Origin of the sequence: Lujinxingia sediminis (assembly GCF_004005565.1) — a bacterium.
GTDB lineage: Bacteria > Myxococcota_A > Bradymonadia > Bradymonadales > Bradymonadaceae > Lujinxingia > Lujinxingia sediminis.
Genome location: NZ_SADD01000001.1, coordinates 1404900 through 1430315 on the forward strand (window position 1 = coordinate 1404900; position 25416 = coordinate 1430315).

The window sequence follows — 25416 nt, forward strand, 5'->3', positions numbered from 1 at the left end:
ACGCCCCTGAAGCCGTCCATCACCCGGGATCTGAGGGATGAGCTGCCCCTGGTCCACCAGAACACGAATGGGCATGGTCTCGGCCAGGTTCGGATCGTGGGTAACCACCACCACGGTGACGCCGGTGCTCTCATTGAGCTCACGCAAGACGGCGTGTATCCCAGCGCCGGTCTTAAGGTCAAGGTTGCCCGTGGGCTCGTCGGCCAGCAGGAGCCGGGGTTTCTTAAAGAGCGCCCGCGCAATGGCCACACGCTGCTGCTCCCCACCGGAGAGCTCGCCGGGCTGATGCTGCACACGATCTTTAAGCCCGACCTTCTCCAACAGCTCCATCGCCCGCGCTTCGGCCTCACCCTTGCGCATCCGCCCGATAAGTCCGGGCATCATCACATTCTCCAGCGCCGTGAACTCGGGCAGCAGGTGATGAAACTGAAACACAAAGCCGACTTGCTCGTTGCGAAAACGCGCAAGCCCGCTGGAGCTGCGCGCGAACACGTCCTCCCCGTCAAAAAGCATCGTCCCGGTGGTCGGGGCATCAAGCGTGCCCAGGAGCTGCAGAAGCGTGCTCTTGCCCGCGCCACTCGGACCCATAATCGCGACCTGATCGCCCGGGAAAATCCGAAAGTTCAGGTCCCGGAGCACGTCAAGCTGCTGGCCGCGGTGCTCAAAGCGACGGCTGATGCTCTTCAGCTCGATCAGCGGTGTGGTGGTCGTCGTCTCAGTCATAACGAAGCCCCTCTACCGGTCGCATCTTCGCGGCCTGGTACGATGGATACAATGTGGCCAGAAAGCTGATCAGGATGGTGCTCAACACCACCGCCACAACCTCCAGGCGATCGACCTCAACCGGAAGGGTCGAGATATAATAAACCTCGGAGTCCAGCGGCAGCCCCACGGTCTGGAGCAGGTAACAGATCAAGAGCCCCATCCCCAGGCCAGCCGCCGCGCCCACCGCTCCGATCACCACCCCCTGGTACATGAAAATCCTCATGATCCCGCCGTCACTGGCCCCCATCGACTTGAGGATGGCGATCTCGCGGGCCTTCTCGATGACGATCATGATCAGCATCGCCACGATGCTGAAACTCGCGACCAGGATGATGAAGATCAGCACGAGGAACATCGCGATCTTCTCGAGCTTGAGCGCAAAAAAGAGGCTGCTGTTCATCTGCTGCCAGTCCATCACACGAAGCTCGGGCGAAAACACCTCGCGCAGACGCTCACCGACCGCCAGGACCTCCTCAACATCAGCGGTGCGAAGCTCCACACCGGTGGCCCCCTCAAAATCGAGCAGGCGCGCGGCATCAGCGAGCGAGGTGAACGCCGCGTTGGCGTCGTACTCGTACATCCCGCTGTAGAAGACCCCCACGATGCGGAAGGGCCGACTGCGTGGGATGGGCCCCGAAGGCCCCATCTCACCACGCGGCGTGACCACATTGACCTCATCGCCCAGACGCACCTGAAGCGAGGTCGCAAGCTCCGTACCTATGATCAACCCCGGAAGACGCCCCTCATCCCGCGAGGCATCATCGAAGAGGCCCGGCATCCCTTCATCGTTCTCCGCCCCCTCCTCTCCCGGCAAAGGCGGCAACTCCCAGTCTTCGGCTCCGCTGTCATCGAAAAGCGGGGGCATAAAGCCCTCCCCTGCGACCTCGTCCTGCGGCGCTTCATCACTGAGGTTGTCCAGGTCAATGAGCGGAGGCAACGCATCATCGGGCGCAGGCATGAAGTCATCGCTGATGCCCGTGGCGCCCCGCTTTTCATCGATGCTATCGCGCAGCTCCTTGGTCTCTTTATCGAGACGGTCGAGCAGAACCTCCAGCTCTTCGTCGCGCTCCTTCTCAATGCGCTCCATCATCGCACGGGAATCGCGCAGGTTTGCGAGTTCCCCCTTCTCCAACGTCTCCAGAAGGTCGGTGACCGTGCCCACCCGATCGACGTCAATGCCGCGAAGCACCACGCCGCTTAAGTTCGTCGGCGAGGAGACCATCACCTCGCTCTCGACGAACGGTGAGGCTCCCACAACGCCCTCAACCTCCAGAGCACGGTCGGCCACTGCGTTGGCGTCATCAAGCGGGCCGAAATCCGGCTGCTGAATGACCACGTGGGCCTTCGCCCCCACAATTTTACTGGTGAGGTCGGCGCGAAAGCCGCCCATCACACTGAGCACGACGATCAGCGCCGTCACGCCCAACGCCACACCGCTGACCGCGATCAGAGTAATGATCGAGACGACGCGGCTGCGCTGTTTGGCCATCAGATAACGACGGCCGACGAAGCTTTCATAAGACATCAGCATCCCGTTGCGGGCATCGACGAGGAGAGCACACCCGAGCGGCTCCAACCGGAGCGCAGCCGCGTTGATTCCGCGGCTGCGCCCGGGCACTTCTTATGCTTCGGCCCCTTCATCACCCTCGGACTGCCCGCCCGCTTTCAGCAGGTACGCCTCCACAAAGGGATCGAGCCCGCCATCAAGCACCCTGTCGACGTTGCCCTCGGTGTAGCCGGTGCGAACATCTTTGATCTGCTTGTAGGGGTGCAGCACATAGGAGCGAATCTGGCTACCGAAGGCCACATCCTTCTGCTCAGCGTGCTCATCGGCGGCCTTATCGCGACGCTCCTGCATCTCACGCTCATAGAGCCTGGCGCGAAGCATCTTCATCGCGGTAGCACGGTTTTTGTGCTGCGAGCGCTCATTCTGACACGCCACGACAATGCCGGTGGGAATGTGCGTAAAACGCACCGCCGAGTCGGTTCGGTTAACGTGCTGACCGCCCGCACCGGAGGCACGGTAGGTGTCGATGCGCAGATCGCTATCGTTAATCTCGATCTCAATGTCGTCATCGATCTCCGGGGCAACCGAGACCGCCGCAAAGCTCGTATGTCGACGTTTCGCGCTGTCGAAGGGGCTGATGCGCACCAGGCGGTGCACACCGGCCTCGGCCTTCAGATGACCGAAGGCAAAATCACCCGTGACGTGCAGGTCGGCGCTCTTGATACCGGCCTCATCGCCAGCCTGCTGGTCGGTGACTTCCACCTGCCAGCCTTTCTGCTCGACGTAGCGCAGGTACATCCGCAAGAGGATCGAGGCCCAGTCCTGGCTCTCGGTTCCCCCGGCTCCGGCGTTGATCGAAACAAAGGCGTTGTGGTCGTCGTGCTCACCGCTGAGCATCCGGCGCGTCTCCAGAGTCTGAACCGCGCTTCGCGTTTCGGTGATCAGCTCACCGGCATCCGCCAGGGTCTGCGGATCACCGTCGGCCTCAGCCGCAAGCTCCAGGTAGAGCTCCGCCTCATCCAGACGTTCGAGCTGCGTCTCATAGCGCTCGATCACATCAACCAGCTCCCCGCGCTCCTTCATCGTCGTCTGAGCGCGCTCGGCATCGTTCCAGAACTCCGGGTCCTGGCTTATCGCATCGAGTTCTTCGATCCTGGCTTTCTTTTGAGCCAGGTCAAAGATACCTCCCGAGCTCAACCAGCCGTTGACGAAGATCGCTGATACTGGATCGGATCTCTTCACGGGTCATGGCATGACCTCCATATCGCCACGCGCAGTGCGCGTGGGTAGGTGTGTTATCAAAAGGGGCGCATCGCCCGAAAATTCGCCACCTTCGGCGGCCGGGCGGTTGTAGCGCGCGGGCTTTCGACCTGTCAATCAGGCGTCCCATGCCTCGGGACATTCCGTCCAAGAACAACGCTTCACCCGACGTTCATCCCCGCAAAACGCACGAGCGCCGCCTGCGCTCCGGGCGCAGGCGGCGCTCGCTGGTGCATCGCTTCGCGATACATCCATGCAGCTCCGAGCTTACTTGCCGAAGATCGACGCTCCCGGGTAGCTCGCCGTCGCACCGAGCTGCTCCTCGATGCGGATGAGCTCGTTGTACTTGGCGACCCTGTCCGAGCGCGAAAGGCTCCCGGTCTTGATCTGCCCGCTGGCCGTAGCCACCGCGAGGTGCGCGATGGTGGTATCTTCGGTCTCACCGGAGCGGTGGCTGATCACGGCGGTGTAGCCGTTGCGATGCGCAAGCTCCACCGCATCAAGCGTCTCGCTGAGCGTGCCGATCTGATTGACCTTGATCAGAATCGAGTTCCCCACGCCCTGCTCAATGCCGCGCGCAAGCGTCTGGGTGTTGGTCACAAAAAGATCATCGCCGACCAGCTGCACCTTCTTGCCCAGACGATCGGTAAGCGCCTTCCAACCCGCCCAGTCATTCTCATCGAGACCGTCTTCGATGCTGACGATGGGATAGGCGCTGACGAGTTCCTCGTAGAAGTCGATCATCTTCGCCACATCGAGCTCCCGCCCCTCCCCGGCGAGCTTGTAAGTCTTGGAGCTCTTGTCGAAAAACTCGCTGGCAGCGCAGTCCAGCGCCAGCACCACGTCTTCGCCCGCTTTGTAGCCAGCTTTCTCGATGGCTTCCATGATACGATCGAGCGCCTCGCGGTTGCTCTTGAGGTTGGGGGCAAACCCTCCCTCATCGCCCACCGAGGTCGAATAGCCCTGCCCCTTGAGCACGCTCTTGAGCGCATGGAAAATCTCCGCACCGCAACGTACCGCCTCGGTCAACGAGCCGGCCCCCACGGGCATGACCATAAACTCCTGAATATCAACGCTGTTATCCGCATGGGAGCCACCGTTGATGATGTTCATCATCGGCACCGGCATCACCGTGGCCTTCAGACCACCGATGTAGCGATACAGAGGCAACCCCAGCGCGTCGGAGGCGGCGTAGGCCGAGGCCAGACTCACCGCCAGCAGGGCGTTGGCTCCCAGGCGGCTTTTGTTTTCAGTGCCATCCAGACCGAGCAAAATATCGTCGATGCGTCGCTGGTTCGCGCTGTCTTCCCCGATGAGTTCCGGGGCGATCTCGTCGTGGATGTTTTCCACCGCCTGCTGAACCCCCTTACCCAGGTAGCGATCCTGGTCGCCATCACGAAGCTCAATGGCCTCGTGCTCGCCAGTCGACGCACCACTGGGCACCGCGGCGCGCCCCATCGCTCCGCTTTCCAGATAGACGTCGCACTCCACCGTGGGGTTTCCGCGGCTGTCGAGAATTTCACGGGCTACGATATCCACAATATCAGTCATGTCGTTCCTCAGTCTCCAAGTTGTACGTCGGGATAGCCCCGCCTGCGGAGCCCCCCTCATCACTCTCAAGATAGGTCGTCGTCTTCGAAGTTTCGGGGGTGGCCTCGTGCCGCGCGGCACTTTCTTCGCCGGGCTGCTCCCGGGCGCTGACCAGATGAATCGCCGCGTTGAAAAACTTCTGGCGCGGTCCTCGCGCGTAGAGGCCAACCTGTCCACCCTCCCCATCACAGACAAGAACCGCCTGAAAGGGAAGATTGAAATAGGTGAGATGCTCCCGCGCCGCGTCTTCCGTAAGTAGCGCGTCGCTTCCAGGCTCCGACCAGAACATCCCGACCACGTGCCTGCGGGGGCTCCCTGGCTCCTCCCGTCGGACCAAGGCCGCCAGTTGCTCGGTGACGCCTCGCTTCAACGCATCGCCACCGTCGCCCTTCTCCCAGAGGTACACCAGCCCCTCAAAGGCCGTCACCTCGACAAAAGCACCGTTACCATCCAACGCGAAATGGCCGAGCAAAATAGCCACCGCACGTTGCTCTCGATAGCGCGCCGCTTTGGTCAGCTCTGCGAGCACATCGGCGTAAATGTAGTAGCGAACCGGCTGCTCGCCATCCTCACCAAAGACAGCCACACGGACGGCGTCGCCGGAGGTTGGAGGCTCAGCAAAGAGCGCCTTTAAGACCTGTCGCTCCAGCTGCGCAAAACGCCTCTCAGGAAGATCCATCTCACTCGGATTAGCCACGCGGATTCACCGCCCGCTGCGAGAGCTGACTGACCCGATCGGCCGCATCTACCTCGTCTTTACGCAGATTGACGTCCCAGGCGATCGTCTGCTCGTTTCCATCCAGGTTGTAGACGTACTTGATGCGGTAGACGCCCTCGCCACGCACCTCCGGCATCCAGCGGCATTTGCGCTCTTCCTTACACGTCTCAAACGCCTCCGCAGTGTCCGCCTGCGCAGTCAGCATCCACTCGAGCGTCTCGATCAGGTCCGACTGATCGAGCAGGGTCGCCAGCGCCTTGCATCCATCGCGGTGGCGGGGCTGACCACACTGGGTACGCGCTGGCCCAAGCCAGCGGTTGGAGGCGACTCGCTGCTTCGGATCGTAGGTGCCCGGCATGATGCTGACGCGGTCCGTAGGCTCAAACTCCTCGCCCACCCGCATGATCTGGGCCGCCTGAAGATTGACCGCGCGAAGAGCCCGCTTATCGAAGTCGAATTCGAACTCTGCGTAGGTCTGCTCTCCGCCCTCCGTCCACTGAAAGTAGGCGCGAAAGAGGTTGTCGCGATCGTGGTCGATGGTCCATCCGAGCACGGTATCTCCCTCGCCAGAGCTCTCCCGCTGATCGAAGTAGAGCAGCAGCGCGCCGCCCAGATTAATCCCGGCCGGGAAACGGTGGTTGGTCATCGCCGAGACGACCTGCGCGGCCTTGTCGTAGTACTTCGAGCCCTCGCCCTTTTCGGGGTCGCTGGCGACCTGCGCGAGTACGTTCTTCGGCACCACTTTCTGCGTTTTCAGATCCACAAGCCAGGCCGGTCCGATGCGGATGTTGGCGTCCTGAAAGGCGTAGCGCACCAGAAAAAACGAAGGTCCGAACTTCGTCTCGCCCCACCACTGCGCCTGCCAGCCCGCGGGCTCAGCGCCGGTGATTTTAAGTTTTTCTTTCACAAAGCTATCGCTGGCGACGAGCTTGCCGACCGTGTCCGCGACCTCTTCACCATCTTCGCCGGGCTCCACGCCTTTCACACGTGAGCGCTGCACCAGCGCAATCGCGGCCTCTCCCTGGTCAGCCCAGGGATTCTTTCGCTCCCTGACCTCGCGCTGCTCGGCCACAGCCTGCTCGACGATCACCGTCTCGGCATCCCCCGTCAGCGCGACGACCATAAGCCCGCCAACCACGAGGATCAGCGCGATGACCACCCCCAATACGATCTGAAGAATTGTGCGTGTATCCATACAATGGCGCCGTCGTGGAGTTGGTGTTAGAGCGCGTGGCTCGCGCCTTGGGTCCCGCCTGAACAGCGGATGGATTCGTTCAAACCCTTAACTCTCGTCGTCATCAACCAGGCCCATCAGCTCGGGTGAAATCATCACCTTGGCTTCTGGAGTCGGCTCGGACTTACGTCGTGATGGCGTACTACGTACCTCGACCTCTCCGGCCAACGCTGAGGTGTTAGGCTCGGGTTGTGGTGCGGCCTCCTGAGGAACCTCCGAAGCAGGCACCTCGACCGCTGCGGCCAGCCCGGGCACCGGCGTTGTCCGGGTCTTCATACGCTGGCGCAGTCGCTCCTTCAAATCCAGAGCCGATTCGGCGCGCAACGAGCGTAGGCGAGCGAGGTCGGCATCGATATCGACGGTCTTTCCAAGATCATCGGCCGCATCAACGTCATCGCCACCGGGCTTCCAGGAGGGTTGAACCGGCTCCGGCGCATTCCCTTCCAATACCGGTCCCGTTGTCGCTTCGATCTCTGCCCGAGAGAGGGGGCGATCCAGCTGAATCGTCGCGCGAAGATCCTCCTCGGGCTCTCCTCTACGGGGAGCACCAAAGCTCACGGACCCTACGACGCCGGCGTCATCGTCGAGAGCGTCGTCGCCCTCCTCGTCAATGCCACCGATCACCCAGTCGTCCGACGCGTTGCGCTCCTGCACTTCGGGCGTTTCCCAGGGGCTAAGGGTAGTGTCACCATCGACACTCGCCCCCTGAAACGCCGCGCCCGCTGGCGATTCGTCATCGCGCATCGGAGAGAGACGAACGGTAGGCCGATGCGCCACTGCCTCGGGCGGAAGATCATCCCACGCATCGTTCGTGGGTTCATCCTCACTGGCCTCATCTCCCCAGCTGGCGTCGGAGCCGTCCCACTCCCCCAGAGATGCCGTCAGACGCCCGTCGTCCACGGGCAAACGGTCGTACTCCCGCGTCTCCTCGTCGTGCTCGGACACCGGGGATGCCTCGACGTCGTCGTCCATGACCTCGGCCGCTTCACTTCGTTCGACGATGCGCTTGATGTCGTCGGTGAACACAAGAGAGCCGGAGGGCGGCGTAAAATCAACGGCAGCATCGGGATCTTCACGCCACTGATCGGGGCTAAAGCGGTATTCAGCCGGTACCCCCTGAAGACGATCCGCAAAGACCTGCACGAAGTTCCAGAGCAGCTTGATGGCCAGCCCCGGCGCGCTGCGCAAGATCCCCATAAAATCATCGCGCGCGATTGCAAAGAGTGTGGTCGGCTCCAGCGCCTGCACCCGAAGGCGGTTATCACTGTCATCCTGGGCGTCAATGAGCGCCATCTCGCCAAAATGCTCCCCGGCGGTCAGCACGCTGATGCGTTGACCATCGAGATGCAACGAGACCGATCCCCGCAAAATCACAAAGAGGCTGTGGGTCACGTTCTCCGGCGACGTCACAATAGCCTCGGGCTGAACCTCGACGACCTCGCCAAGGCGCCGGATGTGTTCGAGCTCGTTGACCGCCAGATAGTGGAAGTACGGTGTGTTGCGCAACATCTCGAGCACCGGCGCAACATCACCCTGCTCTGCCTCAGCGTCGACCGCGTCCACCACGATCACGGTGATGTTGTCCTTTCCACCGCTCTCATTGGCGAAGTCGATGCAGCGCGTAATGATGTCCTCGAGAACTTCGCCCGAGGTCATATCAAGGACGTCGATCTCCTCCTCGAAGTAGCCACTGAGGCCATCGGAGCACATCATCATCCGGTCGCCCGCCTCAATACTGAAGTCAAAGGCGTCAACCTCCACGAATTCTCGAACGCCCACCGCACGCGTGACCGCATTGTTGTGCGGAAAGTCGCGCTCTTTGGTGTCGGGGGGCAGTTTGCCCTGACGGATCATCTCGTTGAGCAGGGAGTGATCCATGGTGATCTGCTCGACGCCCCCCTCGCGAACCCGGTAGAGGCGAGAATCGCCGACGTGGCCCACAAAACCGTGCGCGCCGCTGATAAGCAGCGCAGAGCAGGTCGTGCCCATGCCTCGCCGGCTGGGATCCTGCTGAGCCATCTCGAAGATACGCGCGTTAGCGCTTTTAACCGCCTGACGCAAAAGCTCGACGGTCGCCTGCTGAACCTGCGCATCATCCGGGGCTTCCTGAAGATGTCCCAGAAGGTCTCCGGCTCCGGCGATCACTTCACGCACCGTGCGCACGCACACCGCGCTGGCGACCTCGCCGGCGGCATGGCCTCCCATGCCGTCGCAGACCACGAAGAGTTGCAGACGCTTGTCGACCAGGAAGTTATCTTCGTTATGGTCGCGGACGCGCCCGGTGTCCGTAGCGGCCCAGAACCGCAATTCCATGGTGGCTCCTCAACTATGTCGCGCGGGGCGATCGATCGGGCGCATCATAACCCAAAGTTGTTGATTCATCATCAGGCCAGTTGGCTTTTTTGCCGCCAGGCGAGTTCACGCCGCAGCTCGACCCGATCGCAACACATAGCGAAGAAGTCGCGTGCTTTCGCTGCACCTTCACGTCCCGGAGGCGTGGCGCCCGGCAAGCTCCCGGGCAAAGTCGTCAAAAAAGGAGGTCGCGTCGTTGGGACCAGGCCCCGCCTCCGGATGGTACTGCACCGCGTGCACCGGAAGGTGACGGTGTGAGAACCCGGAGATTGTGTCATCGTTGATGTTCACGTGGGTGATCTCCAGCTCCTCGGGGAAACTCTCACGGCGAACCGCGTAGCCGTGGTTCTGACTGGTCATCGCCACGCTCTTATCACGCTGATTCTGAACCGGCTGATTTGGACCACGGTGCCCGAAACCCAGCTTGAACGTCTCGCCACCGAAGGCCTTGGCCAGAAGCTGATGCCCCAGACAGATGCCCATGGTCGGGTAGCGCTCGCTGAGCTCACGCACCCCGGCGATAAAGGGCTCCATTTTATCCGGATCCCCCGGCCCATTGGACCAGAGCACGCCATCGGGGCGCTGCGCCTCAACCGCGGCACGATCCGCATCACGCGGCATCAGCGTGACGCGCATGCCGCGGGCGAGCAGATGACGCAAAATGCTGAACTTCACCCCGAAGTCCATCACGACCACATGCGGGCCATCGCTGTGCTCCTGCTCCGCAGCATCTGCAGGTGTCAGCTTCAGGGGGCTTTGCCAGGCGTCTTCAGCGCTCACGCGAAGCGCGCGCGTTGTGGCAACTTCACTTACATAGTCGACGCTACCATAGCCCGGGTGCGCGGCGATAAGCTCCAGCGCGGCCGCGCTATCCTGCGCGGTGGCGTCGTGCACGATCGCTGCCAGCCCCACGCCGCCCTGCCGAAGCCTGCGCGTCAACTCACGGGTATCAACCTCACAGATGCCCACCACGCCGCGCTCAACAAGCCAGTCCTCAAAACCCTGCTCGCTTCGCTGATTGCTGGCGCGCCGTGAGAGCGAGCGCACGATGATGCCAGCGGCCTGCGTCCCCACCGACTCGTTGTCGAGCGCATTGACCCCGTAGTTGCCGATATGAGGCATCGTGTAGGTGATGAGCTGCCCGCGGTAAGACGGGTCGGTGGCGATCTCTTGATAGCCCGACATGCTGGTATTGAAGACCACCTCTCCCACCGTGGAACCGGGCGCACCAGCGCTCAGCCCTTCAAAACAGGTGCCGTCTTCCAGCACAAGAATCGCGGGGCTGCGCCCCGAGAGCGACGTTAATCTGGGTCGCGACTGCTTCAACTGCTGCTCCTTAGGCGTACTACGTTTGCCGTCCAAAATACGCTGCAATCACCGCCTGGCGCACCGCGACTCCGTAGGTCACTTGCTGCCAGATCAGGCTTTGGGGACTCTCGATAACCGGGTCGGCGAGTTCCACCCCCCGGATCACAGGACCAGGGTGCAGAATCACCGTCGACGGCGACATATACTGCTCAACGACCGTCGGGTCGATACCCCAATCCAGAGCGTAGCGGTGTGGGTCAACCACCGAGCTGCGCAGGCGCTCCTGCTGAACCCGAAGTACCACAACCGCATCCGCCCAACGCAGGGCCTCTTTGAGCGAGGTTGATACCTGCACCGGCCATCCGACAAGTTGTTCGTCGGTAGGAAGCAGCATCTTCGGTCCGGCGATCATCACCTCGGCCCCGAGCTCCGAGAAGATGTGCGCATCACTTCGCGCCACACGACTGTGCACGATGTCGCCGATGATCGCGATCTTCAGACCGCCAAGCTGCTGACCTGTTTTAAAGTGCCGGCGCAATGTCAGCGCGTCGAGCAGTCCCTGGGTGGGATGCTCCCCACTGCCATTGCCCGCATTGATCACCGGAATGCGTATCCGCTCACTGAGCACCTGGGGCAGATGGCGGTCATGATGTCGAACCACCAGCCCATCGACCCCCATCGCCGCCAGCGTTCGGCAGGTGTCCGCGGCAGACTCCCCTTTCTCAACGCTGCTTCCCTCGCCGTTGACCGTCACCGACCGCCCCCCCAGGCGCTGAATCGCCAGGTCGAAGCTCGCCCGGGTGCGCGTGCTCGGTTCCAGAAAGAGCAACGCAAAGGTACGTCCGCTCAGCAGCTGCGCAGATTCTGGTGGGGTGAAGACTCGCCCTTCCTCATCGAGGAAGCGCTCGGAAGCATCCAGAAGCGCGATCATCTGGTGGCTCGACAGGTCTTTTAGTCCAATCAAGTTCATCGTCGCTCCCGGCGTCTCGGGCTCCTCAGGATGTCACGGGCGGAGCCTCGCTATGGTCAAGACTATGCTCTACTCAATCGCCATCCCGAAACGATCCCAGCGTATGCCTGGCTCTCCGGTCTGCCCATCTTCCAGCGAGAGCCAGATGATCATGGCGCGGCCCTTGATGTTATCCAGCGGCACCTGCCCCCAGCAACGGCTGTCCGCGGAGTTGTCGCGGTTGTCGCCCATGGCAAAGAAGTGCCCTTCTGCAACGGTGATCGGGCCGAAGTCGTGACCCTCATCATAGCCCGGAGGACTATCTTCGCGGATCTGATGCGTCGCGTCCCCGAGCGTCTCCAGGTAGTAATACGCCGTACGACCGGAGCGATCGGGAACCGGACCACGTCGAATCGGCGTGCGATCCACGGCCTCCCCATTGACCAGAAGCTGCGCACCGCGCCCCTCCACGACATCGCCAGGCAGGCCAACGATGCGTTTGATGAAGTCCTTTTCATCGAAGTTGAGGATGCACTCGACGGCTTTTTCACCCTTGGCTGCGGCCTCCTCACGGCGTTTGCGCACATGCTCTCGCGCCTCCTCGGAGGGAAAGCGAAAGACCACCACCTCGCCACGCTGCGGCTCGGCAAAACGCATCAAAAACGTCGTCGTAAAGGGTACGCGAATCCCGTAGCGGATCTTGTTGACGAAGAGATGATCGCCTTTGAGAAGCGTGGGCTCCATCGAACCGCTGGGAATCTTAAACGCCTCGAAGAAAAAGGCCCTCAGCACCAGCGCGCACAAGATCGCCAGCCCCACCGTCTCGGCATACTCCTGCCAGGCGGGCTTGACGGAGATTCCGGCCAGATGCTCGTCGGCGAGTTGACGCACCGTCTGGCTGACCTCTTCGACATACTCCAGATCCTCGCGCTTCATACCTTGACGAAGCGCGTTCAGCTCTTCCTGAAGGCGATAGCGCGCCTCGTCGGGCAGCTTACGTGCACGGTCCAGACGCAGCTGAGTCTCGCGCACCAGCTCCTGGGCGTCGTCGATGATCTGCGCCTTATCGTTTTGCCTGCTCACCGAACCTTACCTCACGCTGGCTTAACCCTCATCGACGCGAAGAACCGCCAGGAAAGCCTCCTGGGGCAGTTCAACGTTGCCGACCTGCTTCATGCGCTTTTTGCCCTCTTTCTGCTTCTCGAGGAGCTTGCGCTTACGGCTGATATCTCCGCCGTAACACTTCGCGGTGACGTTTTTACGGAACGCCTTGACCGTCTCTCGGGCGATCACACGGTTACCGATCGCCGCCTGCAGCGCCACCTCAAACATCTGACGCGGGATGACCTCTTTGAGTTTCTTGGCCAACATTCGCCCGCGATTGTAGGCAAAGTCGCGGTGTACGATCACGCTGAGCGCGTCCACAGGCTCGCCGTTCACCATCAAGTCGAGCTTGACCATATCGCCCTTCTTAAAGCCGATCATCTCGTACTCAAAGCTGGCATAGCCCCGCGAAACCGACTTAAGACGGTCAAAGAAGTCAAAGACCACCTCACTCATCGGCATTTCGTACTTGAGGATAATACGGTTGGCCCCCGAGTAACGAAGGTCAGACTGCGTACCGCGCCGCTCCTCACACAGCCCGATGACCGGGCCCACATGCTCCGGCGGCACGTGGATGGTCGCCATGATGAAGGGCTCTTCGATGCGCTCGATGAACTGCGTCTCCGGCAAGTCGCTGGGGTTCTCCACCATCAGCGTCTCCCCCTCAGAGGTGATCACCTGGTAGACGACCGAAGGAGCCGTGGTGATAAGATCGAGATCAAACTCGCGCTCCAGGCGCTCCTGGATGATCTCCATGTGCAGAAGCCCCAGAAAGCCACAGCGGAAGCCGAAGCCCAGCGCCTGGCTGGTCTCCGGCTCGTAGGTGATTGAGGCGTCGTTGAGCACCAGCTTATCGAGCGCGTCGCGCAGCTCGTCGTAATCTTTGGAGTTGGTCGGGAAGATCCCGCAGAAGACCGTCGGCTTGACGTCTTTAAAACCCGGGAGCGCTTCGGCCGCGGGCCGTTTCGCATCGGTGATCGTGTCGCCGACCTTGGCCTGGTCGACTTCCTTAATCATCGCGATAACAAAACCGACCTCTCCCGGCCCCAGCCTGTCGACGGGAAGCGCCGTAGGGCTGTAGACACCGATCTGGGTGACTTCACTGCGCGCACCGGTGGCCATCCACATGATCTCCATGCCCGGGCGAAGCTCACCCTCGACGATTCGGATCATGTTGATGACGCCGCGGTAGGGATCAAACCAGCTGTCAAAGACCGATGCACGCAGCGGGGCCTGAGGGTCTCCCTGGGGAGGCGGGATCCGCTGAACGACGGCTTCGAGCGTCTCTTTGATGCCGATGCCGCTTTTCGCGCTGGCCAAAACGGCCTCGCTGGCATCAAGGCCGATGACATCCTCGATCTCCTCTTTGACCCGATCGGGATCGGCCGAGGGAAGATCGATTTTGTTGAGAACCGGTACGATCTCCAGATCATTATCGATGGCCAGATACACGTTGGCCACGGTCTGCGCCTCGACGCCCTGCGCGGCATCCACCACAAGGATCGCCCCCTCACAACACGCCAGACTGCGGGAGACCTCATAGTTGAAGTCAACATGCCCGGGGGTGTCGATGAGGTTGAGCAGATACTCCTCGCCATCATCGGCGGTGTAGTACAGGCGCACCGCCTGACTCTTGATCGTAATGCCGCGCTCACGCTCCAGGTCCATGTTATCGAGGAACTGGGCCTTCTTCTCGCGATCGCTGACGGCCTGGGTCTCATCAAGAATGCGGTCGGCCAGCGTCGACTTGCCGTGGTCGATGTGCGCGATGATGGAGAAGTTGCGGATTTTAGACTGGTCGATTGAACGCTTCGCCATGGACGCTCTTGGCCTTCTTCAAAAAGTGACACTGCTCTAACGGGTCGGAAGGAATCATCCTTCCCGACGTCAGCTCGCTGACGACCGACGCCAGCGCGCGCGGCTCCCGGGGCGGCTTCATAGCTCAGCGCGCGAGCCGAGGCAAGGTAAGCGGCCCGAGTCGCCGGTCTGGTTAACTTTGACACCGAAGCGCTAAACTTCCATGCTGCCCTGCGACATGTCGGAACCTTTTTAACGCCTGAACGTGGCTTTTTGGGCCACACAGCCTCCGATCTTCGCCTCCGGCTTCCTTAAAGATGAGTGATAATGACGATGACTCGAAATCTGCTGGCGTCCACACTCCTGGCGACATTGATGGCACTGGGCACTGCCGGCTGCGGCTCCGACGACTCCGCCGAGCGGGATATGGCCGAGCTGGGTGCGGCGAACTTCTCCCGCTCCCGAAACGACGAAGGCCAGATCGTCGAACGCTACGACTCGACCGGCGACGGCGTCGCCGACGTCCTCAAATACTTTGAAGAGAGTTCCGACCCGGAAGATCCCTCCCTGACCCGGCGTCGCCTGGTCAAGCTGGAGATCGATGCCAACGGCGATGGCAACATCAATGTGCGCCGGATCTTCAATGAGGCCAACACCGTGCGCTCCGAGGAGCTCGACGTGGATCTCGATGGCAAGGTCGACTCCATCCTCTACTTCGACGGCGGCAAACTTACCCGTAAAGAGCTTATCGAAGCCGAAAGTGGTCGCGTGGGCACCACGCGGCACTACTCTGATGGGACCCTCATCCGGGTCGAGAAGGATGAGAATGCCGATGAGCGCATCGACTACTGGGAGTTCTACGAGGAGGGCGTCCTGACCCGAGTGGGGCGAGATACCGATGGCGATGGGCAGGCCGACACCTGGCAGGCTCGCTGAAGCCGTCCATCATCAGGCATGAAACCCCCAACGGGGCCGCAGTGGAGCGGCCCCGTTTTTTTGATCCTGCCCCCTTCGCTACGCGCCCTACTCCGCGGCCGCCTGCGCATCAAGCGCACCGGTCAGCTCTCGCACCACCACGGAGGCTGCCAACATACCGAAACTTCCGGTCACAAAGCTCACCGTGCCTTCGATCAGATTACGGTGCTCACAGGAGTGCAGATCGTTTCCTTTGGTCGGACAGATGCAACGAAAGCCGGAGGTGCCATCGTAGCTGAGCGACTGCGGCTCATGGCGCGTCTCGCTGCTGTAGACCGTGGGAATCCCCATGCGTTTATTACCGGAGAGCACGCCGCGCTGACGCATGATCTTACGCACCGCGCGCGCCAGCGGATCGCCTTTGGTGCGCGACAGATCCGTGACCTCAATGCGAGTCGGATCGAGCTTACCGGCCGCCCCCATGCATGAGACCACCGGGATGCCTTGTTCAAGGCACGAAACCAGCAGATGAACTTTGGCGCTGACGTTATCGATGGCATCGACCACAAAGTCCGGTCGCTGACTCAAAAACGACTCGCTGGTGGCCTCGTGGTAAAAGGCTCGCCTCCCGACGACGGTTGCCTCCGGATTAATCAGAGAGCAGCGCTCGGCCATCAAGTCAGCCTTCCACTTACCGAAGGTCCCTTTCATGGCGTGAAGCTGACGGTTGGTGTTGGTGCCACAGACGCGGTCGAAGTCCACCAGCGTGAGCTTGCCCAGACCGGTGCGTGCCAGGCTCTCGGCGGTGTAGCTTCCCACGCCGCCAAGCCCGAAGATCATGACGTGTGAGCCATAGAGACGCTCCATGGCGTCTTCACCCAGGAGGCGGCCGGCGCGATCCCAGCGCCGGTGCAACGCCCAAGACTTCATCGGGCGGCCCTCGAAGACCACCGTACCGGCGTCATCCGGCTGGTTTTGTTCGTCTACGCTCAAACCATCGATGGGACAGCTCATCGTCGTTTCTCACTGCTCGGGGGGAAGGCGACCAACAGACCTCGGCTGCGAGGCCCGAATCGAGGCGCGCAAATTACGCACTTTACGCGAGAAGCTCAACACTTAAGCATCGGAGCTGAGCGTGCCGTCGAGGCGAAAGAGCCGGCGAGTGTTCTCGGAGCACCGCGCTACGAGCCGCTCGGGAGGTTGGTGAAGCGCGGCGGCAACCGCCCTGGCCACCTCAAAAAGATCTGCGGGCTCGGAGCGCTCGTGTGCCGATTGACCTGGAGTCGGACCATCGGGGCAATCCGTCTCCAGGTGCATCCGTTCGAGCGGCACCTGTTGGACAACCGCTCGAAGTTTCTCGGGATTTCGAGCCAGACGACCTCCCACTGAGATATCGAGGCCGTGCATCAAAAAAAGCGGCACCTGGCGCGCCGACCCACTGTAACCGTGCATGATCCCGCCGGCCGGAGAGGACCCCTCTCGTCGCAGCAGATCGTGGAGCGTGCTGTGGCAGCGCACTGCGTGCAACACCACCGGGAGCTTTCGCTCTCTCGCCATTCGCAGCTGCTCAGAACAGGCGCGAAGTTGCAGCGCACGGGCCTCCCTTTCGGTCGCCCGCACGAAGTCGAGCCCGAATTCGCCGACCGCCGCCCAACCTTCCTCATCCAGGGCGTCCTCAAGCAACGCCAACTCGCGAGTCAGCGCGTCAGCGCCCATGGCATCGACCGCCCAGGGATGCACCCCGGCGCAGATCGCCACGCCGGGATGAACGCCCATGTGCTTGAGCTCGGTGCGACGGCGATGATCGTAGTCGGCCACCACAAGACCCTGCACCCCGGCCATGACGGCCCGTGCGAGCGCCTCGTCACGATCGGCGTCAAAGGCCTCAAAATGCAGGTGGCAATGCGCATCGATCATCACCTGCCCCTTTTAGCTTTCGCCATGCTCAAAGGAGCCGACAAAGGCCTCAAATCCTGCGGCCTTCGCGTCGATCAGGGGCTTGGGCCCGACCATGCGGAAGAAGAAAAGCCCCTGGGAGGTCTCGGCGATCGCGCCCAGCATTCGCTGCGCGTCGCGTGGCCCCTGCCCGCCCATCGCCATACCGGCGTCGTAGGTCCCGGAGGCATCCACGGTGTGCACCTTCACACCGTTAACCTCTCGCTCGGCAAAGGTCGCCGCAGGGCCGTCATGAAACTGCCCGGCCCAACGCTCCAGGTTGGCCTCCACGCCGCCACCACCGCCCGGGCCGAAGTAGAAAACGACCAGCTCGGCCGGCTCCTGCCCCGCTTCACCGGAGATGCTATACTGAGCCTGACGCATCGCGTTGGTAGGCAGCTGGGGCTGCCAGCCTTCCGGTGCCTGCCAGCGAATCGGCCCGACCGTACCGTACTCCTGAGGCGACATACGCGGGACCTGAGGCGCGGGCACGCCCCCGATCATCTCACCGCCCTGCCCTCCCTGCTGTCCCATCGGAGGATGCCCGGGTGGAAGTTCCGTGCCCTCGACCGGCCCCAGTCCGCCGGAGCTGCCCTGTGTAGCCTGCGCCGCAGCGGCTCCCCCCGCGTTCTGCGAGGGGGCCGATGCCGACGCGCTCACCGAGGGCGCGCCCTCAAAGGGGTCGTCCTCGCAGCCTGCAAGGCCCAGCGCCACAACCAGCGCCATCGAGCCCAACGTTACCTTTTTCATGATCACTACCTGAACTTAAAGTTTGGAATCGTCATCGGCGTCTGATGCGCCGGCACTTCGATTGCGCTGCAACACAGCGCCAGCGCAACCCTTAACACCCGGTCGGGCATTCCCCCAAGTCGGCTTCTGCCTCACATCAACAGGTTGCTTGCGTCATAGTCGTGGATCTGGGAGTCGCCGCTGATCGAAAGCTGCGCAAATTGATTAAACCCGGTGCGCATATCGGTGGCCCTGACGCTGAGCATGCCGTTGGTATCGACCTCAAAGGTCACCTCAATCTGCACCTCTTCGCGCGGCCCCGGGGGAATGTCGGTCAGCTCCAAGACGCCAAGCTGCTGATTGTCCTCGATGCGTCGGCTGTTGCCCGAGTAGATCGGAAGCACCACCCGGGTCTGATCGTCGCGCGACGTCGAGAAGTAGCGGGAGCGCTCCAGTGGGAGTTGTCCGTTGCGCTCAATAATAATGTCCATCACGCCGCCGACCGTCGCCACACCCAGGGCGTGGGGGGTGACGTCGATGAGCAGCGGGCCGGCCTGAGCGCCCTGCTCGACTGCATCGATCTCTTCGAGCCAGCTCTCATCGAGCTCCTCGATGCCCTCCTCAAAACCTGCGAGCGCCGGAATCGCCGGCATCGGTGCCGGCGCGGCCTGCTCTTGCACCATCGACGCGCCGAAAACCGCAGCACCGACAGCGACCACCTCGTCCGGATCAATGCCCAACACCGGCTCGCGGTTAAAGAACTCCCTGGCCCGTCGCTGCACCAGCGGCACCCGCGTCGAGCCTCCAACGAGCACCAGGTGGTCGATCTCCGCGCGCTGCAACCCCGCGCTGCGCAGGGCGTCTTCGCAGGTTGTCAGGCTCTGGTCGACGATGTCGGAGCAGCGTTTCTCGAAGTTGTCGCGGGTCAGCGAGAAGTCGAGTTCCAGCTCGGTCACCGTGCCCGGGATGGTCTCACGGATCATCATGCGCACGGCGTCCTGCTGGCTCAGACCTTTTTTGATCTCCTCGGCGTAGACACGCAGACGCTGACGCACCAGGTCATCGGCCGAGAGATCGACGTGGTGCTGGCGTTCAAACGCGTTGAGGATCGCACTGACCAGCCGAAAATCGAAGTCGTCCCCTCCCAGATAGCTGTTCCCCGCGGTGGAAAGCACCTCAAAGACGTTGCCGCGAAGCTCCAGCAGCGTCACATCAAAGGTGCCTCCGCCAAAGTCGTAGATCGCCACGCGCTCGCGCCTATCACTGCCGTAACCGTAGGCCAGGGCCGCGGCGGTAGGCTCATTGATCAGGCGGAGCACTTCGAGCCCGGCGAGTTCCCCGGCGCGTTTCGTGGCGCGCCGCTGCGCCTCATCGAAGTTTGCCGGAACCGTGATCACGGCGCGGGTCACCGGCTGCCCCAGATAGTCCTCGGCCAGCCCTTTGAGATAGTGCAGAACCCGCGCGCCGATACCCTCAGGCGGATGAAGTTGCTGCTGCACCTGGATGCGCGGCGTGTTGTCCTCCGCCGGAATGATCGGAAAAGGGAAGAGCCCCATCAACATCTTGATCTCGGGGCTATCGTACGGACGCCCGATCAGACGTTTGGCGCTGAAGACCGTGTTCATCGGATCGCTGAGTCGATAAGGGCGCGCGTCGTTTCCGACGATGGCCTGCCCGCCCGTCATCAAATGAACGATCGACGGATGCACGCGGCGCCCCTGCGCGTCCGGGATCACGATCGCCTCCCCCTCCAGCACCACCGAGATCACGGAGTTCGAGGTTCCAAGGTCGATCCCTGCGACAATCTCCGACATGTGCATCTCCTGCGAGTTCAGTCCGACTTCATCTTACGGGCCCCGCAGACGCCGGAGCCACGCACATCGGCGGGGATGGTGCCACAGCCCGGCTATAGCGGCCAACCTCGACGTGGTAATGCGACGCGTCACACGCCTACACGGCTCCTTGACCCGAACAGCGGCGAGTTGAAGATCGCTCCGCGAACTCGCGCGGAGCCGGGGTTGCCGACTTGGGCCGGGTTCGCTATGAAAGGGGGTCTTTGCGCCGCCTGATTTTTGTGGCGCTACGCTGTGTATCAACCCGAAACGGACGCCCTCTTCCCTCAACATCTGCAGGGCGGCCCCCGTAACTTATCTGGAGTCTCCATCGTGGACAGCTTCCTCGAACTCAGCACGGGTCATCAATGGTTCCGCGTGGTCCTGGGCATCTGCGTGCTCGTGGGCTTTGGCTTTGCGGCCCGCACCGTTTACTGGCTTCTGCGCTATGTCGCCGCCGGCCAGGGTGACCTCAAAACCAGTCAGATCCCCGAGCGCATCAAAGGCATCATCACCCAGGTTCTTGGCCAGGCGCGCGTGATCGCCGAACCGGCCGGAGTCCTGCACCTCTTTATTTTCTGGGGCTTCCTGATCCTTCAGCTGGAAACGCTGGAGTACATCGCGCGTGCCTTTAAGTGGGACTTTCACCTGAGCGCATTTATTGGCCGTGCCGGCTACAACGGCGCGCTCTTCATGCAGGATGTCTTTGGCTTCCTGGTGCTTGTGGCGATTTTGATGTCGGCGTTCCGCCGTTACGTCATCCGCCCCAAACACTCCCTGCAGTCGGTGGACGGCGCCGTGATCATCGCGCTTATCGCGTCATTGATGATCACCAAGTTTATCGCCAATGGTGCCGAGATCGCCTTTATCAGCGTGGAGAACCAGGCGCATGACGCGCAGTGGACCCCGGTGGCACTTTTCACCTCCACGATCCTGCAGAGCCTGGGTGCCTCGCCGCAGTCTGAGGGCATGTTCTGGATCTACCACGTCTCCTACTGGCTCCACATCGGCATCGTTGTGGCCTTTGCCAACTACATTCCCTTCGGCAAGCACCTGCACCTGATCGGGGCGATTCCCAACATCTTCTTCCGCAAGCTCGAGCCCTCCGGCGCGCTCTACCCCATCGACATGGAAGACGAGAATGTGGAGTCCTTCGGGGCGGCCCGCGTTGAAGATCTGCGCTGGAAGCAGCTCCTCGACACCTACGCCTGCACCGAGTGCGGACGCTGCGAGCATTACTGCCCGGCGTACAACACCGGCAAGGCGCTCAACCCGATGGCCGTGATCCACAACATCAAAGAGCACCTTCGCGAGAAAGGCGTTGCTGCGATCCGGGGAAACAACCCGGAGGCCGCCGAGGAGTTCCCCCCTCTGGCCGGGGGTATCATCACCAAAGAAGAGCTGTGGGCCTGCACCACCTGCGGGGCGTGCGTGGCCAACTGCCCGGTCTACATTGAGCACGTCGATACCATCGTCGACATGCGCCGCTATCTGGCGCTGATGGAATCGGACTTCTCGGCGGAGGTCGGTCGCACCTTCCGCAACATGGAGAACAACTCCAACCCCTGGGGCATCTCCTCGTCCTACCGCGCCGACTGGGCCGAAGGTCTCGACATCCCCCTGATGAGCGAGATGACCTCGGCTCCGGACTACCTCTTCTTCGTGGGCTGCGCCGGAAGCTTCGACGACCGCCAGAAGAAAGTGACCCAGGCCTTCGCCAAGATCCTTCGTTCGGCAGGCGTCTCGGTGGCGATCCTGGGGCCGGAAGAGGCCTGCACCGGCGACCCTGCCCGTCGTATCGGTAACGAGTACCTCTACTGGATGCTCGCGACTCAGAACATCGAGACGATGAACAGCTACGGGGTCACCAAAATCATCACCACCTGCCCCCATTGCTTCCACACCATCGGCAAAGAGTACCCGCAGCTGGGCGGACACTACGAGGTGCTCCACCACACCGCGCTGCTCAATGAGCTGATTCAGCATCAGCGCATTCAGCTCAAGCCCTCGGCGACGATGAAGGTCACCTACCACGACTCCTGCTACATCGGGCGCTGGGACAACAGCTACTCCAACCCCCGTGAGGTGCTTCAGTCTGTGCCCGGGGTGGTCATGCAGGAGATGGATCTTAATAAGAAGCAGAGCTTCTGCTGCGGCGCCGGTGGCGGCCGTATGTGGATGGAAGAGACCGAAGGCAAGCGCGTTAACATCGAGCGCACCGACCAGGCCCTGGCCACCACGCCGGACGCCATCGCGGTCAACTGTCCCTTCTGCCTGACGATGTTCGACGACGGCCTCAAGAACCGCGGTGCCGACGAAGTCAAACTGCTCGACCTGGCCGAGATCATCGCAGAAAACCTCGTGGAAACCGCTCCCGAGGAGACGATTGAGGCGGCGGCAGAGTAACGCGGCCGCCACGTAAGACCCGGCCGGGGGGGGGGCGCGCGGGCGCCCCCCCCCCCCCCCACCCCCCCCCCCCCCCACCGGAGGGGGGGGGGGCCGAGTACCGCGGCCGCCCCGTCCCCCCCGGCCGGGGCGCGCGCGCGCGCGCGCCCCGGCCCCCTCGAACGCCGCCGAAGCATCGCTGAGGCGGCGCTCTCGCTTAAACGCCCTGCGCGCCTCACCGGCGCCACACCCCCTGGAGACGCCATGACCTACCTTTCCCCCGAGATGCAACAGGCCGATCCGGAAGTCTTCGAGATCCTCGAAGCGGAAGATCAGCGCCAGCACAACACCGTGCGCCTGATCGCCAGCGAAAACTACACCTCCAAGGCGGTGATGGAGGCCACCGGGAGCCGGCTCACTAACAAGTACAGCGAGGGCTACCCGGGCAAGCGCTACTACCAGGGCCAGGAGAATACCGACCGCATCGAACGCCTGGCCTGTGAGCGCGCAAAGGCTCTTTTTGGAGCCGACCACGTCAACATCCAGCCTTATAGCGGCTCCCCGGCAAACCTGGCGGCCTTCTACGCGCTGCTGGAGCCCGGCGATAAAGTTCTTGGCATGGGACTTCCCTTCGGCGGGCATCTGACCCACGGATGGAAGGTGAGCTTCTCGGGACGCTTCTACGACGCGCACGCCTACGCGGTGGATCCGACCACCGAGCAGATCGACTACGACGCCGTCGCGGCCCAGGCCCGCGAGGTTCGCCCGAAGATGCTGATTTGCGGAGCGTCGGCCTATCCCCGCTTCATCGATTTTGAACGCTTTGCCGAGATCGCCCACGACGTCGGCGCGGTGCTCCTGGCCGACATCGCCCATATCGCGGGGCTGGTCGCCGCCGGCGTCCACCCCTCCCCGGTGGAGGTCGCCGATGTGGTCACCACCACCACGCACAAGACGCTTCGTGGCCCGCGCGGAGGCATGATTCTGTGCAAATCGGAACATGCGAAAGCCATTGACCGCGCGGTCTTCCCGGGCCTTCAGGGCGGTCCCCATATGAACGCGGTGGCTGCGGCTGCTGTCGCGTTTGGAGAAGCCAACACGGACTCCTTCAAAGCCTACGCGCAGCAGGTCGTCGACAACGCCCGCGCGCTGGCCGAGGGCCTGCTGACCTATGATCTTCGACTGGTGACCGGCGGAACCGACAACCACCTGGTGTTGCTCGACTTAAGCCCGCGTGACATCGGCGGGCGAGCCGCAGCCGTGGCCCTGGAGGCGGCAGGGATCGTCGTCAACTCCAACTCCATTCCCTTTGACACGCGCAAGCCCTTCGATCCCTCCGGCATTCGAATCGGCACCGCCGCTGTGACCACGCGCGGCATGGATCAGGCTGCCATGGGGCAGATCGCTGACTTTATCGGCCGCGCCCTCAACTCCATCGATGACGACGCTGCGCTCAACGCGATTCGCGCCGACGTCGAGGCGTTCTGCGCCGACTACCCCATCCCTTAACCCGAGCCTTAAGAGCTCCCTAACCGACCACACATCGACGTCAGCTCGACGTCCAATGCGTGTCCAGGCAGTGAACGTTCTATGTACAACCTTCTTATCAGCATCGCAGGCTCGCTCGTCGTCACCCTCCTCGTTGGCTTTCTTGTGGGAGGCGGCGAGCTGCGCATCGCCTACGGCATCGTCCCCGGGCTCATTACGCTGGCGACGATTTACATCATCCTGGCCCGCCGCTCGATGAAAGCCGTGCAGGATGTGATGGCTCGCGCTCAGGTTGACCTCCAGGCCAATCGCATCGACCGCGGCATCGAAACCATCAAAGAAGCCTACCCGATCGGAAAATGGCAGTTCTTCATCACCTCCCAGGTCGACGGCCAGATCGGAACCGTTCTCTACATGAGCCAGCGCTTCGATGAGGCCGAGCCTTTCCTCAAGCGCTCGTTTAAGCGCAACTGGGTGGCGCGCGCGATGCTGGGCACCCTTCTCTACAAGCGCAAGCGCTACGACGAGATGGAAAAGGTCTTTGAGGAGGCGGTCATCGCCAATAAAAAAGAGAGCCTGCTGTGGAACCTCTACGCCTACTGCATGTGGAAGAGTGGCCAGCGCGACAAGGCGATCAAAGTGCTCAACCGTGCCATGGAGAAGCTCGAGGGCGATCAGCGTACTGAGAGCAACCTCAAAGCCCTGCAGAACAACCGTAAGATGAAGATGCGAGGCTGGAACCTGATGTGGTATCAGTTCCACCTCGACCGGCCGCCGGCCCAGCGCCAGCAGGCTCAGTTTCGTCGCCGTTAACCGTCATCGAGCCCACACGCTCGACGCTTTATCCCTTGAGAGTTCAGCGTATGTCTGAAGCGACCCCCGCCTCCGAGATCCCCGAGAGCATTGGCCGCAATGATCCCTGCCCCTGCGGCAGCGGCCAGAAGTACAAGCGCTGCTGCCAGCGCACTCACCAGATTCAGAAAGAGAGCGAGAAGCAGAGCCGTGAGCCTCATCAGCTCATCGGTTCGAAGACCATCCCTTATAAGGTCTACAAAGTTCTCACTCAGGTCCATGAGAGCAACGCCCTGGCCTTCTATTACGACCTCAGCCATGAGGCCGGCCCCTTCCGTGAGCGCTACCCCGAGAAGAGCGCCTTTATCGAGGCGGTCGACAAGGGCGAGGATGCGCCGGTGGCCGGCCCGGACTACGATCTTCAGCACTTCCGCATCGACGGGCCCGACGTGCTCATGGTGCTCACCCGCGGTCAGAACGATCCGCGAGTTGAAGAGGTCGAGGTCGACGTGGTGACGCTTCGCCCCAACCAACTCGGTGCCGACGGCCAGGAGCGCGAGGTCGCATACCGTGGCTTCCGCATCTGGGATGTGCAGCATCACACGCTCAAAAAGGACGACTTCAACGCCACGTCCTTCCCCGACCTGAGCAAGCTCGGTGTGAGCTGGAAGAAGGTTGACTGATCGGGCTTTGAACAACGCCTGAGGCACGAAAAAGCCCCCGCAGCGCTTCCGCTGCGGGGGCTTTTTCGGTTTT

Annotated in this window: 19 protein-coding genes and 1 pseudogene; 5 read left to right on the plus strand and 15 right to left on the minus strand. The window is 62.1% G+C overall.

Features of this window, described 5'->3' with window-relative positions; genetic code table 11:
• Positions 1 to 39 precede the first annotated feature (39 nt).
• From EA187_RS05650 to lepA, 11 genes and pseudogenes are all read right to left on the minus strand, one after another.
• Positions 40 to 723: pseudogene (locus EA187_RS05650) on the minus strand (ABC transporter ATP-binding protein); the annotation flags it as partial.
• Positions 716 to 2290: an FtsX-like permease family protein gene (locus EA187_RS05655; protein WP_164856035.1), complete on the minus strand. Its 1575-nt coding sequence runs from the start codon at positions 2288 to 2290 to the stop codon at positions 716 to 718. The pseudogene EA187_RS05650 and the gene EA187_RS05655, both read right to left, overlap by 8 nt.
• Positions 2291 to 2386: 96 nt before the next feature.
• Positions 2387 to 3521 (minus strand): peptide chain release factor 2 gene (prfB, locus tag EA187_RS05660; protein WP_115602487.1). Its coding sequence is split into 2 segments (ribosomal slippage): positions 2387 to 3460 and positions 3462 to 3521, totalling 1134 coding nucleotides; the frame shifts between segments, so codons are not numbered across the junction.
• Between the two features lie 278 nt (positions 3522 to 3799).
• Complete coding sequence (gene eno, locus EA187_RS05665; protein WP_127779450.1) at positions 3800 to 5083, minus strand: phosphopyruvate hydratase; 1284 nt, start codon at positions 5081 to 5083, stop codon at positions 3800 to 3802.
• On the minus strand, positions 5076 to 5819 hold the full coding sequence (locus EA187_RS05670) for a hypothetical protein (protein WP_127779451.1): 744 nt from the start codon (positions 5817 to 5819) through the stop codon (positions 5076 to 5078). The genes eno and EA187_RS05670 overlap by 8 nt, the downstream gene beginning before the upstream one ends.
• Positions 5812 to 7035, minus strand: a complete 1224-nt coding sequence (locus EA187_RS05675; RefSeq protein WP_127779452.1) for a hypothetical protein — start codon at positions 7033 to 7035, stop codon at positions 5812 to 5814. The genes EA187_RS05670 and EA187_RS05675 overlap by 8 nt, the downstream gene beginning before the upstream one ends.
• Before the next feature lie 87 nt (positions 7036 to 7122).
• Positions 7123 to 9387, minus strand: coding sequence for a Stp1/IreP family PP2C-type Ser/Thr phosphatase (locus EA187_RS05680; RefSeq protein ID WP_115602483.1), 2265 nt, complete (start codon positions 9385 to 9387; stop codon positions 7123 to 7125).
• A gap of 168 nt (positions 9388 to 9555) precedes the next feature.
• Positions 9556 to 10752, minus strand: coding sequence for a glutamine-hydrolyzing carbamoyl-phosphate synthase small subunit (carA, locus tag EA187_RS05685; protein WP_127779453.1), 1197 nt, complete (start codon positions 10750 to 10752; stop codon positions 9556 to 9558).
• A 19-nt stretch (positions 10753 to 10771) separates the two neighbouring features.
• Positions 10772 to 11704: an aspartate carbamoyltransferase catalytic subunit gene (locus EA187_RS05690; RefSeq protein WP_115602481.1), complete on the minus strand. Its 933-nt coding sequence runs from the start codon at positions 11702 to 11704 to the stop codon at positions 10772 to 10774.
• 69 nt (positions 11705 to 11773) lie between these two features.
• Positions 11774 to 12766, minus strand: a complete 993-nt coding sequence (gene lepB / locus EA187_RS05695; protein ID WP_206524193.1) for a signal peptidase I — start codon at positions 12764 to 12766, stop codon at positions 11774 to 11776.
• A 21-nt stretch (positions 12767 to 12787) separates the two neighbouring features.
• Complete coding sequence (gene lepA / locus EA187_RS05700; RefSeq protein ID WP_115602480.1) at positions 12788 to 14605, minus strand: translation elongation factor 4; 1818 nt, start codon at positions 14603 to 14605, stop codon at positions 12788 to 12790.
• Between the two features lie 306 nt (positions 14606 to 14911).
• Between lepA and EA187_RS05705 the strand changes: the two genes are divergently transcribed.
• A complete protein-coding gene (locus EA187_RS05705; RefSeq protein WP_127779454.1) occupies positions 14912 to 15520 on the plus strand; it encodes a hypothetical protein in 609 nt (202 codons plus the stop codon).
• A gap of 87 nt (positions 15521 to 15607) precedes the next feature.
• Here EA187_RS05705 and EA187_RS05710 read toward each other — a convergent pair whose 3' ends face one another.
• From EA187_RS05710 to EA187_RS05725, 4 genes are all read right to left on the minus strand, one after another.
• Entirely contained in the window at positions 15608 to 16513 is a 906-nt protein-coding gene (locus EA187_RS05710) for a tRNA threonylcarbamoyladenosine dehydratase (protein ID WP_206524194.1), read from the minus strand.
• Between the two features lie 102 nt (positions 16514 to 16615).
• Entirely contained in the window at positions 16616 to 17416 is an 801-nt protein-coding gene (locus tag EA187_RS05715; protein WP_127779455.1) for a TatD family hydrolase, read from the minus strand.
• 12 nt (positions 17417 to 17428) lie between these two features.
• A complete protein-coding gene (locus EA187_RS05720; protein WP_127779456.1) occupies positions 17429 to 18184 on the minus strand; it encodes a hypothetical protein in 756 nt (251 codons plus the stop codon).
• A gap of 131 nt (positions 18185 to 18315) precedes the next feature.
• Positions 18316 to 19977, minus strand: a complete 1662-nt coding sequence (locus EA187_RS05725) for an Hsp70 family protein (RefSeq protein ID WP_164856036.1) — start codon at positions 19975 to 19977, stop codon at positions 18316 to 18318.
• A 351-nt stretch (positions 19978 to 20328) separates the two neighbouring features.
• Here EA187_RS05725 and EA187_RS05730 point away from each other — a divergent pair, with 351 nt between their 5' ends.
• From EA187_RS05730 to EA187_RS05745, 4 genes are all read left to right on the plus strand, one after another.
• Entirely contained in the window at positions 20329 to 22401 is a 2073-nt protein-coding gene (locus EA187_RS05730; protein WP_127779458.1) for a (Fe-S)-binding protein, read from the plus strand.
• A 264-nt stretch (positions 22402 to 22665) separates the two neighbouring features.
• On the plus strand, positions 22666 to 23889 hold the full coding sequence (locus EA187_RS05735; protein WP_430687892.1) for a serine hydroxymethyltransferase: 1224 nt from the start codon (positions 22666 to 22668) through the stop codon (positions 23887 to 23889).
• A gap of 81 nt (positions 23890 to 23970) precedes the next feature.
• Entirely contained in the window at positions 23971 to 24681 is a 711-nt protein-coding gene (locus EA187_RS05740; RefSeq protein WP_127779459.1) for a tetratricopeptide repeat protein, read from the plus strand.
• 50 nt (positions 24682 to 24731) lie between these two features.
• A complete protein-coding gene (locus tag EA187_RS05745; RefSeq protein ID WP_127779460.1) occupies positions 24732 to 25343 on the plus strand; it encodes an SEC-C metal-binding domain-containing protein in 612 nt (203 codons plus the stop codon).
• Positions 25344 to 25416: the final 73 nt, after the last annotated feature.